The sequence below is a fragment of the Solidesulfovibrio magneticus RS-1 genome (assembly GCF_000010665.1).
GTDB lineage: Bacteria > Desulfobacterota > Desulfovibrionia > Desulfovibrionales > Desulfovibrionaceae > Solidesulfovibrio > Solidesulfovibrio magneticus.
The window spans coordinates 771,473-786,188 of record NC_012796.1 but is presented as its reverse complement, the minus strand read 5'-3'; the positions used below and the strand labels follow the sequence as shown (position 1 = coordinate 786,188).

Annotated in this window: 13 protein-coding genes; 6 read left to right on the top strand and 7 right to left on the bottom strand. The window is 68.3% G+C overall.

Features of this window, described 5'->3' with window-relative positions; genetic code table 11:
- The first annotated feature begins 26 nt into the window (after positions 1-26).
- The 4 genes from DMR_RS25540 (at position 27) to DMR_RS03335 (ending at position 3,686) form a co-directional block, all read left to right on the top strand.
- A complete protein-coding gene (locus DMR_RS25540; RefSeq protein WP_012750268.1) occupies positions 27-2,216 on the top strand; it encodes a SpoIIE family protein phosphatase in 2,190 nt (729 codons plus the stop codon).
- Positions 2,217-2,230: 14 nt separating this feature from the next.
- Positions 2,231-2,407, top strand: a complete 177-nt coding sequence (locus DMR_RS25000; RefSeq protein ID WP_173362473.1) for a hypothetical protein — start codon at positions 2,231-2,233, stop codon at positions 2,405-2,407.
- A gap of 116 nt (positions 2,408-2,523) precedes the next feature.
- The gene (locus tag DMR_RS03340; protein WP_012750267.1) at positions 2,524-2,952 is read left to right on the top strand and encodes a response regulator; all 429 of its coding nucleotides are present in this window, start codon (positions 2,524-2,526) and stop codon (positions 2,950-2,952) included.
- Entirely contained in the window at positions 2,949-3,686 is a 738-nt protein-coding gene (locus tag DMR_RS03335; RefSeq protein ID WP_012750266.1) for a DUF2231 domain-containing protein, read from the top strand. The genes DMR_RS03340 and DMR_RS03335 overlap by 4 nt, the downstream gene beginning before the upstream one ends.
- Before the next feature lie 370 nt (positions 3,687-4,056).
- On the opposite strand, the gene DMR_RS03330 is transcribed toward DMR_RS03335, so the two are convergent.
- The 7 genes from DMR_RS03330 to DMR_RS03300 form a co-directional block, all read right to left on the bottom strand.
- Positions 4,057-6,162, bottom strand: a complete 2,106-nt coding sequence (locus tag DMR_RS03330; protein WP_012750265.1) for a PAS domain-containing sensor histidine kinase — start codon at positions 6,160-6,162, stop codon at positions 4,057-4,059.
- A gap of 87 nt (positions 6,163-6,249) precedes the next feature.
- Positions 6,250-7,194 carry a UbiA family prenyltransferase gene (locus tag DMR_RS03325; RefSeq protein ID WP_012750264.1) on the bottom strand — a complete coding sequence of 315 codons (945 nt, stop codon included), beginning with the start codon at positions 7,192-7,194 and terminating at the stop codon, positions 6,250-6,252.
- Positions 7,195-7,198: 4 nt separating this feature from the next.
- Positions 7,199-8,197, bottom strand: coding sequence for a cytochrome d ubiquinol oxidase subunit II (cydB, locus tag DMR_RS03320; RefSeq protein WP_232502870.1), 999 nt, complete (start codon positions 8,195-8,197; stop codon positions 7,199-7,201).
- 64 nt (positions 8,198-8,261) lie between these two features.
- Positions 8,262-9,647: a cytochrome ubiquinol oxidase subunit I gene (locus DMR_RS03315; protein WP_012750262.1), complete on the bottom strand. Its 1,386-nt coding sequence runs from the start codon at positions 9,645-9,647 to the stop codon at positions 8,262-8,264.
- A gap of 129 nt (positions 9,648-9,776) precedes the next feature.
- A complete protein-coding gene (locus DMR_RS03310; protein ID WP_012750261.1) occupies positions 9,777-10,379 on the bottom strand; it encodes a class I SAM-dependent methyltransferase in 603 nt (200 codons plus the stop codon).
- An 86-nt stretch (positions 10,380-10,465) separates the two neighbouring features.
- Complete coding sequence (locus tag DMR_RS03305) at positions 10,466-11,155, bottom strand: ubiquinone/menaquinone biosynthesis methyltransferase (protein WP_043599971.1); 690 nt, start codon at positions 11,153-11,155, stop codon at positions 10,466-10,468.
- Between the two features lie 119 nt (positions 11,156-11,274).
- A complete protein-coding gene (locus DMR_RS03300; RefSeq protein ID WP_043599969.1) occupies positions 11,275-12,657 on the bottom strand; it encodes an MATE family efflux transporter in 1,383 nt (460 codons plus the stop codon).
- Positions 12,658-12,807: 150 nt separating this feature from the next.
- Here DMR_RS03300 and DMR_RS03295 point away from each other — a divergent pair, with 150 nt between their 5' ends.
- Positions 12,808-13,227 carry a hypothetical protein gene (locus DMR_RS03295; RefSeq protein ID WP_043599966.1) on the top strand — a complete coding sequence of 140 codons (420 nt, stop codon included), beginning with the start codon at positions 12,808-12,810 and terminating at the stop codon, positions 13,225-13,227.
- Between the two features lie 3 nt (positions 13,228-13,230).
- Positions 13,231-14,511 (top strand): ParA family protein, encoded by a 1,281-nt coding sequence (locus DMR_RS03290; RefSeq protein ID WP_012750258.1) that lies wholly within the window; start codon positions 13,231-13,233, stop codon positions 14,509-14,511.
- Positions 14,512-14,716: the final 205 nt, after the last annotated feature.

The window sequence follows — 14,716 nt, the reverse complement described above, 5'->3', positions numbered from 1 at the left end:
ACGCGACACTAGCCCCCGGAGTCGCCGTGCGCATCCGCTGGAAGCTCTTCTGGCTGCTGGCCGCCCTGTCGCTGGTCCCGTTGATCGTCCTTCGCGTCAACAGCCAGCTGGCCTTGTCGCGTCTGGCCGAACGCCTGTCGAGCCGGGTCGGGGCGCATCTGGTGGCCGAGGCCAAGACGCGCCTGGGCCGCACCGTGGAAGACCACGCCCGGCTGCTGGCCGCCCGCCGCCAGACCCTGGCCCTGGCCGCGGCCCTCCAGGCCGACGCCGTGGCCCAGGCCCTGGCCGCGCCGCCGGACAAGACCCTGGACCCTCACAAACAGGCCGTCATCACCACCGCCCTGCCGGCCATGCCCATGAACATGGGCATGGGCCGCGCCGACCACCCCGACCACGAAGGCTTTGTCGAAACGCCGGGCTATTACCGTGTCGATCTCGAAGGCCGCCGCCTGCCCCTGCCCATCGATCCCGGCCGGGTGCTCCTGCGTCTGCCGCCCGAAGCCAGCGCCGAAGCCCTCCCGCCGGACGCCGCCGCCCTGGCCGGCCTCGCCCGGCCGCTTAAGCGCATTGCCGCCCTGGTCGGCCCCCTGGCCCATTTTCAGGACACTATCCTGGCCGACGGCACGGTGGCCGTCTATCCGGCCGTGCCGGGCTGGCCCCGGCGGGCCAGTCCGTTAAGCGCCCCCTGGTATCAGGCCGCCATCGCCGCCGACGCGCCGGTCTGGGGGCAGCCCCAGGGCGAACCCGGCACCGGACGCGTGTCCGTGGTGGTGGCCGCCCCGGTGCGTCGCCCGGACGGCGGCGTCATCGGGGCCACGGCCATCTTCACCCCGCTGTCCGACCTGCTCGCCTCGGTCAGCAGCCCCGGCCACATTGCCCCGGACATCGAAAGCCTGCTCGTCGTGGCCGCGCCGGACGACAAGGGCGCGCCGCGCCTTCTGGTCGAGGCCGGCGAGGTGGTGCGCGCCGCCCGGGGCGGCCACGGCTGGCAGGCCTTTGTCCACCCCGCGCCCCTGGCCTCGCCGGACGAAGCCACCCTGGCCGTCATGGCCCTGGACGTGGCCGCCGGAACCTCCGGCGTGGTCCGCCTGCCCTACAACGGCCGCGAGGTTTTGGCCGCCTACGCCAAAACCGGCGAAAACGAAGCCCTGCTGCAGCTCGCCCCGGTGGACGACGTCCTGGCCGAGGCCGCGGCCGTGGCCGGCGACGTGGACACGAGCATCCGCCGCCTCTACATCATAGGCTCGTTTATCGCCGGCGCGGTCATGCTCGGCCTGGCCTTCGTCTCCCTGGCCGCCTCCCGGGTCGTCACCCGGCCCATCCTCGTGCTCACGGACATGGCCCGCCGCCTGGCCGCCCGCGACTTCACCGCCCGGGTTCCGGTCAAAGGTCACGATGAGATCGCCGAACTCGGCCGGGTCTTCAACGAGCTCGCCCCCACCCTCGACGCCCACGTGCGCCTGTGCGAATCCGTGGCCCTGGCCAGCGAGATCCAGCGCAGCCTGCTGCCCGGCCAGCCACCGGACATCGACGGCCTGGCCCTGGGGGCCGCCTGCCGCTACTGCGACGCCACGGGCGGCGACTATTACGACATCCTGCCCTTCGACGGTCCCAAAGCCGGCCTCGTCGGCCTGGCCGTGGGCGACGTCACCGGCCATGGCCTGGAAGCCGCCCTGCTCATGACCACCGCCCGGGCGCTGCTGCGGCCGCGCGCCGCCGCCCCGGGCACACCCGGCGAGATACTGACCGACGTCAACCGAGAGCTGGCCCGCGACACCATGGGCACCGGCCGCTTCATGACGCTCTTTTACCTGGAGATCGACCCGGCCGGCCGTCGCGCCGCCTTTGCCCGTGCCGGCCACGACCCGGCCCTGGTCCACGATCCGGCCACCGGCCAGACCTCGGAACTGTCCTGCAAGGGCCTGATCCTCGGGGCCATGGACGACGCCGTCTACGCCACCGGGCATATCGCCGACCTCGCCCCGGGCACGATCATCCTCATCGGCTCCGACGGCCTCTGGGAAGCCCGCAACGCCGAAGACGAGATGTTCGGCAAGGATCGCACCCGGGCCGTGCTGGCGAAATCCGCCCCCTTCGGCCCCCAGGCCGTCTGCCAGGCCCTCATGGACGCCCTCGACGCCTTCCGGGGCGAAACGCCGCTGGCCGACGACGTCACCCTGCTGGCTGCGGCCCTGAACTCCAAAACCCCAACCTGACCAAGGAAACCGCCATGCTCGTCAACGAAAACGACGCCAAGTTCAAGTTCTGTCCGCTGCTTAAAACCCACGACGACAAGATGAAATTCTGCCAGGGGAGCATGTGCATGATGTGGCGGACCACGGGCGGCGAGTCCGGCTACTGCGGCCTGGCCGGACACCCCGCGGCCGCCGCCGCGTTCGCGTCCTGAGCCATTAACGAAGCGCTGGCGTCGATAATCGCCCCCGGCTGTTGACGCCGAAGGCGTTTCTGGTAGGCTTCGGGGCCGGCTTTCGCCGAGCTCTGACCGCTTTATCGGGATATACCATGCTGCGCGCGCTCATCATCGACGACGACCCCGTGACCAAACGCTTCCTGGCGGAAATCCTTGCCCCGTTCGCGGCCTGCGAACTGGCCGCCAACGGCCGTGAAGGCCTCGACGCCTTCGCCCAGGCCCTTCGCGCCGGCACGCCCTACGACGTCATCTTCATCGACGTCATGATGCCGGCCATGGACGGACACCAGGCCCTGGAAGCCATGCGCCACCTGGAACACGAGCAGCACGTCGGCCCGGCCGACGCCGCCAAGGTCATCATGGTCTCCGCCGCCGACGACTCCAGAAACGTCTACCGGGCCTTCTTCCAAGGCCAGGCCCTGTCGTTTCTCCCCAAACCCTTCACCAGCGACGCCGTCCTGGCCGAACTGCGCAAGTTCGACATCATCGACCAGCCCGCCCTCCAAAGGAGCACCGCATGAGCCAGAACCCGGAAAAACGCTTCACGCCCCAGGAATTGGCCGCCTTCGACGGAACCGACGGCAAACCCACCTACCTCGCCTACAACGGCGTGGTCTACGACGTCTCCGCCAGCCGCCTGTGGAAAGCCGGCAAACACATGAACCGCCACCACGCCGGCGGCGACATGGGCCTCGAACTCTCCCAGGCCCCCCACAGCCCCGACGTGCTGGAACGCTTCCCCCGGGTCGGCCTCCTCGACGCCCCGGCCCTTAAGCCCGAGTCCGCCGCCGACCGCGTGCCGCCCTGGCTGGCCAAGTGCATGAAGCGCTTCCCCATGCTCAAGCGCCACCCCCACCCCATGACCGTCCACTTCCCCATCGCCTTTTGCACCGCCGCCCCCCTGTGCCTGCTGCTGGCGCTTATCACCGGCAAACAAGCCTTCGCCGCCGCCCTGCCCGTGCTGCTCGGCCTGGGCCTGGTCTTCACGCCCGTGGCCATCGTCACTGGCCTGTTCACCTGGTGGCTCAACTACGCCAGCGCCCGGGTAACCCCCATCATGATCAAACTCGCCGCCACGCCCGTGCTGTTCCTGGCCCTGCTGTGGACGTTTATTGAAAGCGTCAAGACCCCCGACATCATGGCCGAAGCCGGCAGCCACATCGGCTTCGTGCTGGTCGTGCTGGCGCTTTTGCCCATCGTCTCCGTCATCGGCTGGTTCGGCGCGGCTTTGACCTTCCCGCCCCACGACGATTAGTTAGGAAGTAGTAGAAGAGGAAGAAGAAAAAGAAGAAGATGCCTCCGGCGGCCGGGAGGCTCAGCCCCCCGGACCCCCGACATGGGGATGGTCGGTTGGTTGGTTCGGCGGACGGCACGCCAGCGAAGCGGCCGGATCGGCGCGATCAAAGCCTCGCGCCGATCCGGCCGCTTCGCCATGTCTTGCGCTTGATCAACAGGAGGGGACCGATATGCCCCTCTCGGCGGTCTTTCGCCAAAAGGGGTCTGCTCTCAGGCCTCTAGTGCAACCGGCCTGCCCCTTGCCGCGCCCATTCGGGGTTTCCAAAGGGGGTCACCCCCTTTGGCCGCCGGAAGCATTCTTCGCCTTCCACCCCCCTCATAACCCACCATCACTCCAAAGGAAACGTTACGCAAAACGTCGTTCCCTGGCCGGGTTCGGAGGCGAAGCGGATGTCGCCTTTGTGTTTCTGGACGATGGACAGAGCGATGGCCAGGCCTTGGCCGCCGCCTTTGCCGACGTCGCGGGTGGTGAAGAAGGGGTCGAAGATCTTGTCTTGGAGTTCGGCCGGGATGCCTTTGCCGGTGTCGGCTACGGTGATGGCGATGGCTTGGCCTTGGCGGCGGCTGACGATGTCGATGCGGCCGTTGGCATCGGGCTTGGGTTCGATGGCCTGGGCGGCGTTTATTAGCAGGCACAGCAGGAGCTGGTTGAAGTCGCCGGGCACGCAGGGCAGCGGCGGCAGGTCGTTAGCCAGGTCCGTGCACATGGTGATGGGGTATTCCTGGGCGCTTTTGGCGACTTCGACGGTGGCCCGGATGGCTTCGTTGACGTCGATGGCCCGGCGGCCGACGGATTCGGTCTGGGCGAAGCGTTTGATGGAGCGCACGAAAGCGGCCACGCGCTCGGCCCCGTGGCGGCTTTCGGCCAGGGCCTGGGGCAGCTCGGCCAGCAGCATTTCCAGGTCGTTGTCGCGGCGGAAGGCGTCGATGGCGGCCTTGGCCGCGTCCAGGCCGGGGCCGGCTTCAGCCTGGGCCAGGGCGGTTTCGTATTTGTCAAGCAGCGTCAGGACGTGGGCCAGGCCGTTTTGGGCGAAGTCGAGGTTGCCGGCCAGGTATTGCAGGGGGGTGTTGATTTCGTGGGCCACGCCGCCGGCGAGCTGACCGATGGCTTCCAGGCGTTTGGCCGTGGCGAGCTGGAGTTCGAGCTGGCGCAGCCGGGTGACGTCGGTAAAGACCTCAAGGGACCCCTGGTAGTCGCCGTCCGGCCCGACCAGGGGCGAGGGCGAGGCCATGATGACCACGGAGCGGCCGTCGGGCCGGCGCAGGCGCAACTCGTAGGGATCGGCCTGCCCCTGGGCCCGGGCGGCCAGGGATTCCATGAAGCGGCCGTGGTCTTCGGGGCGCAGGAAGGCGAATAATGGCTGGCTGATGACCGCGTCCATGGGCCGGCCAAGGAGGTCGCACAGGGTCTGGTTGGCGAAATCGACCCGGCCTTCGGGGGACAGCACGGCCACGCCCTGGTGCATGGCTTCCACCAGGGAGCGGTAGAGTTCCTCGCTACGGGCCAGGGCGTTCTCGGTGGCCCGGCGCTCGGTGACGTCACGGCAAAGGACCACCTTGCCGGCGAATTTGCCGGACACGTCGCGCAGGGTTTCGGCCACGACGCTGTAGTGGCGGTCCGCTTGGTCGATTTCCACGACGATCTCGACGGGCAGGCGGCTTGCCACCTGCCCGACCGGCGCGTCCAGGGCCGGGGCCAGCCAGGGAAGCAGCTCGGTCAGGGGCCGGCCGAGCAGTTCGGGGCAGGCGTCTTCGCCCTGGGGCGAGAAGCCGCCGTAATAGAGCGCGCCGCAGGCGGACTCCCGGCCGAGCAGGGCCAGGGCCAGGGCATTGGCGTTATCCAGCGCCCCGTCCGCGTCGAGGAGGAACAGGGCGTGGGGCACGGTCTCGAAGACGGTGAGGTATTTGTTCTTCTCGTTGGCCAGGGCGCGGTTTTCCCGGGCCAGGGCGTCGTGAAGGCCTTTTTCCGAGAGTTCCTCCCAGCGCAGGACAAAGGCGTATTCCATGCGCTCGAAGCAGGCGGCGACAAAGGATCGAGCCTGGGCCAGGCCCTCGCCCAGGACGTCGGCCCGGGCGTCCAGGAGTTCCAGATAGGCCTGCCGGTAATATTTGAGCAGCCCCCAGAACATGGCCAGGGAGATGCCGCGCTGGCGGTGCAGGGCGGCCTCGCGCACGGCAAAGGCGGTGACGGGATCGTCGGGATTGGAGGCGTCAGCCGGGTAGTCGGCCAGACGACAAGGGTCGCCGGCCAGAGCAGCGGCCACGGCGGCGGACAGTCCGGCCACGGACACGCGCCAGGCTTCGACCAGGGTGGAGGTGTAGGCCGTGTAGCCCTGGGCCTTGGCATGGACCAGGACGCGCTCCATGAGCCAAGGTTCTTCCCGGGCGAGCAACGGGGGCAACAGTTCGGTCCAGGCGGCGGATTCGGGCGGCATGGGCGCTCCCGGAACAGCGGGCAAGGGTTTGACCTTGCGACACTCTTGCTGAAACGCCCAGGTTCGTCAATCGCCGAACCGCATGGGTCAGCGCGTCAGCAGATGGAGCACCAGCATGGCCAGGACCAGGGCGGGGTAGGCGCTGGCCCGGTTGAAAAGCGATGCTGCCTGGGCGTCGTCGAGGCTGGCGGCCAGGGAGACGGCCGGCGGCAGCATGAGCCAGGCCCCGCCCAGGACGGCGGCCAGCACTAGCGGCGCGGACACGGCCAGGGGGGAAAGGGCCAGAAGCGGCGCGGAAACAATCAGGCTGATCCCGAGCATGACCACGGCCAGCCGGCTGGCCCGGCGGCCGCCCAGGACCACGGGCACGGTGCGCGCGCCAAAGATGGCGTCGCGCCGGGCGTCGTGCCAGTCGGCCGGGATGTTCTGGCCGCCGATCTCCCAGGCAAACACCCAGGCGCACAGGCCGGCCAGGAACCAGGGCGACGGCTCCGGGACCACGGCGTAGGCGGCGGCCAGGGGGCCAAGGGACTTGACCACGCCGTTAATAAGCGCCCGCAGGTGGGTGACGGTCAAAAGCAGGCAATAGGCGGTTTCGAGCAGGCAGCCGACGATCAAAAGGACGGCACAGACCGGATTGAGGGCATAGGCCCCGGCAAAGGCGACCACGGCCCAGCAGACGAACCAGACAACGGCCCCGGGCAGGGACAGGCAGCCCCGGGCCAGGGGATGGCGGATAAAGGCCGCGTCGAGGTAGTTGACGCGCTCGTCCTCGCCGCTGCCTTCGAGCTGGAGCTTGTCGGAGCGGTAGTCCACGATGTCGTTTAGGGCATAGACGGCGGTGTAGCCGGCAAAGACCGTGACGATGCCCAGGATGACCACGGAGACGGGCGGCAGCCCGCCCCGGCACAGCAGGGCGGCGCAAAACGGGCCGGCCAGGTCGAGCAGGCCGTGGGGCGTGCGCGACAGGGCCAGATAGACGGTAAGGGCCAGCCCCCGGTGCTCGGGGGCGGGGCAGACAGGGGCGTTCAAGCGGCTAGGCCTCTTCCCCGGGCACGGCCTTGCCGCGAAAAACCCGGTATTGGTAGGCGTTGTAGAAAAGGACCACGGGCATGAGCCCGCCAATGACATAGAGCATGACCCGCAGCATGTCGTCGGGCGCGGCGGCCGAGGCGGCGGTGACGGCCGGCGGCACGATAAGCGGGAACAGGTTCAGGCCAAAGGCCAAAAAGACAAAGGCCAGCATGGCGGCGCAGTACATGAGCGGGCGATGCTCCCAGCCCTTGCCCAGGGCCCGGAAATACAGCGCCGCGTTGAGCACGGCCACGACCAGCAGCAGCACGAAAAGCGGCGACAGCCCGCCCTGCCCCGGCCGGCCGACCAGATGGCCCAGAGAGCCGTCCAGGGCAATGTAGCCGACAAGCAAGACCAGGCAGGCCACGGCGGCCGAGCCGAAACGGATACCCCACAACCGGGCCGCGTCCTGAAGCTCGCCCTCGGTCTTGAGCACCAGCCAGGCGGCGGCGAACATGGGATAGAGGCAAAGCAGCGTCACAGCCACCAGGATGGGGAACGGGGCCAGCCAGTCCAGGGGGCCGCCCAGGTAGCGCAGGCCGTCAAAGGGCATGCCCTGGAGGATGGCCCCCAGGAGCAGGCCGTGGGCCACGGTGACGGCCACGCTGCCCCAGCCGAAGACCTGGCTCCAGAACCGGGGATCGTCGGTTTCCGGGCGGTACTCGATGCCCATGCCCCGGGTCATGAGCGCAAAAAGCAGAAACCCGGCCGGCAGATAGAGCGCGGCCAGCACCGTGCCGTAGACCAGGGGAAACGCGCCGAAAAGCACGCCCCCGAGCATGACCAGCCAGGTCTGGTTGGCGTGCCACACCCCTTCCACGGTTTCGATCATGACGCTGCGGCGCGGTTCGTTTTGCTCCACCAGACACAGGATGCCGACCCCGAGGTCGAAGCCGTCGGTGAAGACGTAGAGCCACAGGAGCAAGGCCAGTATCCAGTACCAGACGTCGGCGAGGGTCACGGGTGCCTCCATCGGCGCGGACGGCGCGGTTTAAAATCGCAAATACGGCAACAAAGCCGGCAATTTAGCCAACAGCCGGCTTCGGCCGGTGGGCCGGGGGCGGCAGCTCGTCCAAGTCCGGTCCCCGGCGCAGGCGTTTGCCCATGAAATGGATGAAAAGCCCGAAGAGCAGGGTGTAGGCGACGCAAAATCCGGCCAAGGAGAGCCCGACCTCGCCGGCCGACAAGGCCGAATGGCCGTTTTCGGTGCGGATGAGTCCATAGGCCAGCCAGGGCTGGCGGCCGACCTCCCGGGTGACCCAGCCCATGATCACGGCCACGTAGGCCCCAGGGGCCATAAGCGCCCATGACAGGAAGAGCAGCCGGTTTTGCCCGGCCCGTTCCACGGTGAGCCGGCCCCCGCGCCACAAGAGGATCGTCCAGGCCATGACCGCGATCATGGCCGTGCCCACGCCCACCATCAGCCGGAAGGAGTAAAACGGCAGCACGATGGGCGGCCGGTCCTGCTTGGGAAAATCCTTGAGCCCGGGCACAATGCCGGTGGGGTCGTGGGTGATGAGCAGGCTTAGGACATCGGGAATGGAAATGGCGAACACGTTGCGTTCGGCCTCGGGATCGGGCCAGGCGATGACGTGCCAGGCCGCGCCGGTCCCGGGTTTGTTGGTGTCCCAGTGGGATTCGATGGCCGCCACCTTGGCCGGCTGGATGCGGCCGATCTCCTGGCCGTTTAAGTCCCCGACCAGGGCTTGCAGCGGCGCGAGCACCACGGCGGCCAGAGCCGCGAACTTGAACGACCGCAGGAAAAAGGCGGTATGGCGGCCCCAAAGGACGTAGACGCCCGAGACTGCGCCCACGACAAAAGCCGTCAGCTCCAGGCAGGCCAGATACATGTGGGAAAAGGCCAGGGGCAGGTCCGGAGAGAAGATGGCGGCCAGGTAATCGGTGACCACGAACACGCCATTTGCGATATGGCCCCCGGACGGGGTCTGCATCCAGGAGTTGGCCACCAGAATCCAGAAGGCCGACAGCGAGGCGGCGAAGCAGACCATGATGGTGGCGAAAAAGTGCATCCTGGGGCCGACGCGCTTCCAGCCGAAAAGCATGATGTAGAGGAAGGCCGATTCCAGCATGAAGGCCATGGTGCCTTCAAACCCCAGCACCTGGCCGAAGAAGTTGCCGACCGTGGCGGAAAACGGCCCCCAGTTGGTGCCGAACTGGAATTCCAGCGGGATGCCCGAGACCACGCCCACGGCAAAATTGACGGCAAAAAGCCCGGACCAGAACCGGAACTGGCGGTAATAGGCCAGATCGCGGGTCCGCAGCCACAGGCCTTCCAGCACGACGAGATAGACGGCCAGACCGATGGTGAGCGGTGGGAACAGGATATGGAAGGCCGTGGTCAGGGCGAACTGCACCCGCGAAAGCAACAGCGCATCGGCGAGAAAATCCATGGCGGCTCCCAGGCCCGGCCAGGGCCATCACTTTAAAAATACACAGGTATTTTTAAGAACACTTCCCGCATTGCCCAAGTCGCCCGAAACGGCCCTTGCCGCCAACGGCCGCTCCCGAAGCCCCAGCCCTCAGGGCCGGCCGGTCTTTATGGCCACGCCCAGAATGAACAGACACGACTCATGGTAGCCCGGCAACAGGGTCAGGCCTTCCCGGGCCATGACGGCGCGAAATTCCGGGCCGTGGAACCGGTCTTCCCGGGGATGGGCCAGCATGACCCGGAACAGCGGATTGGCGTAGAGCGGCGGATAGATTTCCTCGAAATAGAACGCCCCGCCCGGCCGCAGCACCCGGGCCACCTCGGCCAGCCCCCGCCGCCAGTCGGGCAGGTGGTGGATGATGCCGAAATTGACCACCGCGTCAAAGGCCCCGTCGGCGTAGGGCAGCTTTTCGGCGTCGCCCAGGACAAACAGCCGCTTGTCCCAGTCCGGCCCCTTGCGCCGGCCGGCCGCCACCTTGACCATGGCCGGATCCACGTCCAGGCCGTGGTACAGGGACGGGGCGAAGCGTCTGGCGAAGATGGCCGCACCGCCGCCATCGCCGCAGCCGATCTCCAGGACCTTGGCCCCAGGCGGGATCGGATGGGTGGCGCGAAAAAAGCCCACCTCGCGCCATTGGGCGATCTTGCGGACAAAACTGCGACAGTAGAAACGCTCGGGCCAGTTGACTTCCATGACTTCCCCTCGGCTGCCGCTGCGGGCACTGTTCCATGTTGCACCAGACAGCCGGGGGCGCTGTCAAGGAAAATCTCTATTGCCGGCTAGAGCTTGCGTCCGCTGAACACCCGGGCCAGACCGCCGGTGAGGTCCGTTACGCGCCTTTCGGCAAACCCGGCCTCGCCCATCTGGGCCAGGAAGTCGTTGTCCGCCGGGAAGGCGTCCACGGACTCGACCAGATAGCTGTAGGCGTAGTCGGTGCGGGACAGGAAATTGCCCACCGGCGGCAGGATGCGGTCGAAATAGAAGCGGTAGAGCGCCTTGCCGAGCTCGAAACGCGGCATCCCGAACTCCATGACGTGCAGCTGTCCGCCCGGGCGCAGCACCCGGTGGAACTCGCGCATGACCGCCACCCGCTCGGCGATGTTGCGGATGCCGAAAGCCATGGTCACGGCGTCGACGCAGGCGTCGGTGAGCGGCACGTCGCGGCAGTCGGCAACGCCCAGGTGGTAGCCTGCGACCTGGGCCTTGGCCGCCTTGGCCCGGGCCACGTCCAGCATGGCCGGGGAGAAATCCAGGCCGATGACCGTCAGGCCCGGCCGGCGGCGGCGGATGGCCAGGGCCACCTCGCCGGTGCCGGTGGCCGCGTCGAGGACGGTCCCCTGGCGCGGCTCGATCATGGACACGAAGCACCGTCGCCACCAGATGTCGATGCCCAGGGACAGGGCGCTGTTTTGCATATCGTAGGAAAAGGCGATGTCCTCGAACATCCGCTTGACGGCGGTGTCGCGCATGGCTGGCTCCTTGATCCTGAGGCTTGCCGTGCAGCGCAACGACAGCCAGGAGGTGTTCTCTACAGCAACGTCGGATTGTTTCTTGTCGTATCGGTTTGGCTGGCCAAGGGGAATCGGCCTTAATGGCCATCCCCGGCCGGCCGGACCAGCCGCAAGGTTTGCCACGCCCCGCCCCGGCAACGCAACCACAAGACCACGGCCATGACCGCCGCGTAAAAGGCGAACACGCCCCAAAGGCCCACCACGCCGAAGGAAAAGGCCGTTACCGCCAGCCAGGCCGGGGCCACCAGTGCAAAGGCCGACACCAGGGCGGCGGCCACCATGAGATAGCGGGTGTCGCCGGCCCCGCGCAGCACGCCAAAGGCGGCGTGGATGACCACGTCGCAAAACCCCAGCACGACAACCCAGGCGAAAAGCGGCCGGCAATAGGCCAGGGCCGCGCCAAAGGAGGCGTCGGCTTCGTTGGGGCTAAATATCAGGGCCAGCTGGTCCGGGAAGCCCAGGAACACGGCGGCCATGATGACCATGTAGATGGCCATGATCCGCACAGCGCTGCCGGCGGCCCGCACGGCCTCGGCCGGTTTCCCCGCGCCCATGGATTGGCCCACGATGACGGCCAGGCCCTGGGACAGGCCGATGAGCGGCAAAAAGGCCGGGGTGTTGGCCGACAGCACGATGCTCGTGGCCGTCAGCTCCGCCTTGCCGATGCGCCCGGCCAGGGCAATGAACACCGTGGCCGCGAACACGTCCAGAAACACCTGCGCCCCGCCCGGCATGCCCAGGCGCACCAGACGGGCAAAAAGCGGCCGGTCAAAGGCCCGGCCCCGAAACACGCCGTACAGGCCGTCGTTGCGGCGGGTGAAGATGAGCAGGCCGTACGCGCCGGCCATGGCCGCCCAGGCCGTGACCGTGGCCAGGGCCGAGCCGGCCACGCCCAGGGACGGCAGGCCCCAGTTGCCGAAAATGAGCAGGTAGTTGAGCGGGATGTTGAGGATGGCCCCGCCGATGTTGACGCACATGACCACCCGGGTCAGCCCCCGGCCGCTGAAAAAGGCGGCCAGGGCGGCTTCCAGCACCATGAAGCCGGCCCCGAGCATGAGCACGCGGTAATAGGTCTCCTCCAGAGAGCGCACCTCGGCCGGATGGCCCATGGCGGCGAAAATCGGCCCGGCGGCCAGGGCCAGCAGGATCAGCGGCGCAAACGACGCCAAGGCGAACCACACGCCCTGCCAGACCACCCGGCCGACCTTGTCGGTCTGGCCGGCCCCGACGTGCTGGGCCACCAGCACTCCGGCGTAGCCGGCCGTGCCCAGGAAAAAAGAGGTGAGCAGAAAAAAGGTGGCGCCGGCCGGCAGCGAGGCGGCCAGGGCGTCCTGGGAATACCAGCCAAGGAAGATGCGATCGGTCAGGTGCATGGCCGTGATGGAACCCATGCCGGCCAGAAGGGGCAAACCGATGCGCAAAACGTGGGCGATGCCGCCCGGGCCATGCCAGCGTTGCATGAGACGTCTCCGCTGGTCTCCGACGATAGGAGGCCGGGTATTGCAGCCGGGGGGAATCCCCGGGCTTGGCGAGGGTGCGGGTTGTGGCAAAGTTTTTGCTTGGCGTCAAGACGCCGGCCCGACGTCCGGCGCCAAAACGAGGAGCCGCCCATGTCAGCCGCAACCCCAGCCGCCGTGGATATTCTGGACGCCCTGCTTCGGGCCGACGCCGACACGCCCTACCCCGGCGAACAGGACCTGGCCCGGCTCATCCGCCGCGCCGCCGCCCCCCTGCCGCGCACGCCGGCCGCCCCCACGCCCCCGCCCCTGGCCGCCGTCCCGGCCCAGCCCAAGCCGGCCGCGCCCCGCGCCCGCAAGCGCAAGGCCACCCACTATCTGGCCCCAAAGCTCGCCGACCGCCTGGACGCCGCCGCCCACGAACTGGCCACCCTGGCCGGCCAAGACGGGCAAGCGCCCCGCCGCATCGCCAAGTCCGCCGTGGTCGAGGCCGCCCTGGCCCTGGCCCTGGCCGATTTCGAAGCCCATGCCGCCGCCTCGCCCCTGGCCGGCCGGCTGCTCCAAAGGACGTAACCCATGGAGGCCGCCATGCTCGCCATCTGCCCGTTTTGCCGCGCCAGACACGAAATCGCCGAAGCCGAGGCGACCTCCGGCACGACCTGCTCCCACTGCCACCGCCGCTTTGCCGTGCGCCGCAAGGAACCGGCCCTGACCGGGGCTGACGTCGGGACATCGCTTTTACGCATCGAGCGCCCCCATGGCTTGTTCGAGCGTCCGGGGGTGGTGGAACGCCGGCTGACCGCCGTGCCCCGGCCGGCCCCCGCGCCCCAGCCCGCCCAGGCCGCATCCCTGGCGGCCCTGGCCCAGCCGTCCACCGACCTGCCGGACAACCGGCCGTTCCAGACGGCCCAGCCCGCTCGGGCCGCCGTCCTGGCCGCCGTGCCCGCCGTCGCCCCGGCCCCCCAGGCCTCCGACGACGAAGCCGCTTTTCCCATCCTGGCCGAACCCGACGCCGCCGCCGAGGAAGCCGCCGCCGCCGCGCTCTCGGCCATCAAAAGCCAACTGGCCGCCGAACCCGCGCCCTTGACACTGCCCGAACCGGGGACCGGCCGCGCCCGGCGCATCGGCGTCATGCTTAGCAAGGGCGGCGTGGGCAAGACCACCACCGCCGTCAATCTGGCCGCCGGCCTGGCAGCCCTTGGCAAACGCACGCTCCTCATCGACGCCGACACCCAAGGCCAGTGCGCCTACGCCCTGGGCGTCACGCCCGGCAAGGGACTGGCCGAATACGTGGACGGCTCGGTGAGCGCCGAGGACGCCCTGACGCCGGTGCGCGACAACCTCTGGCTGCTGGCCGGCGGCAAGGGCCTGGCCGGCCTCAAACGGCTTATCAGCCGCAAGGATTTCGGCGGCGAGCGCACCCTGGACGACGCCCTGTCCGGCCTTGACGACCGCTTCGACGTCATCGTGGTGGACAGCGCCCCGGGCTGGGACGCGCTCACCGTCAACGTGCTCTTCTACGTGCGCGAGCTGCTCGTGCCCGTGGCCCTGGAAGCCATGTCGCTGCAAGGATTTTCGGAATTTCTGCGCAGCTTCGCCGCCGTGTCGCGCTACCGGCCGCAGCTGGCCCTGCGCTACGTCGTGCCGACCTTCCTCGACAAGCGCGTGCGCGGACCGGCCGCCCTGGCCGAGGAACTGGCCGCCCTCTACCCCGACCGGATCTGCCCGGCCGTGCGCTACAACGCCAAGCTGTCCGAAGCGCCGGCCGAAGGCCGCACCATCTTCGAATACGCCCCGCGCTCGCCCGGCGCCAAGGACTACCAGACCCTGGCCGAACGCGTCGCGGCTGATGGGTGAGGGGTAATGAGGATAACAGGAAGAGAAGATTGAAGATGCCTTGTATGTTTCCCCATCGAGGTTAGCTTGATGGGGTCAAGGGGACGATAGGTCGAAATTGCCTTGAGTTTTAAGCTCGAGCCGGAGCCATGATCGTCGTCCCCTTCTTCCATGAAGCCCGAACCGTTGCTTGGGCTAAGAGCCCGTATCACAAGGCTGGGTACTG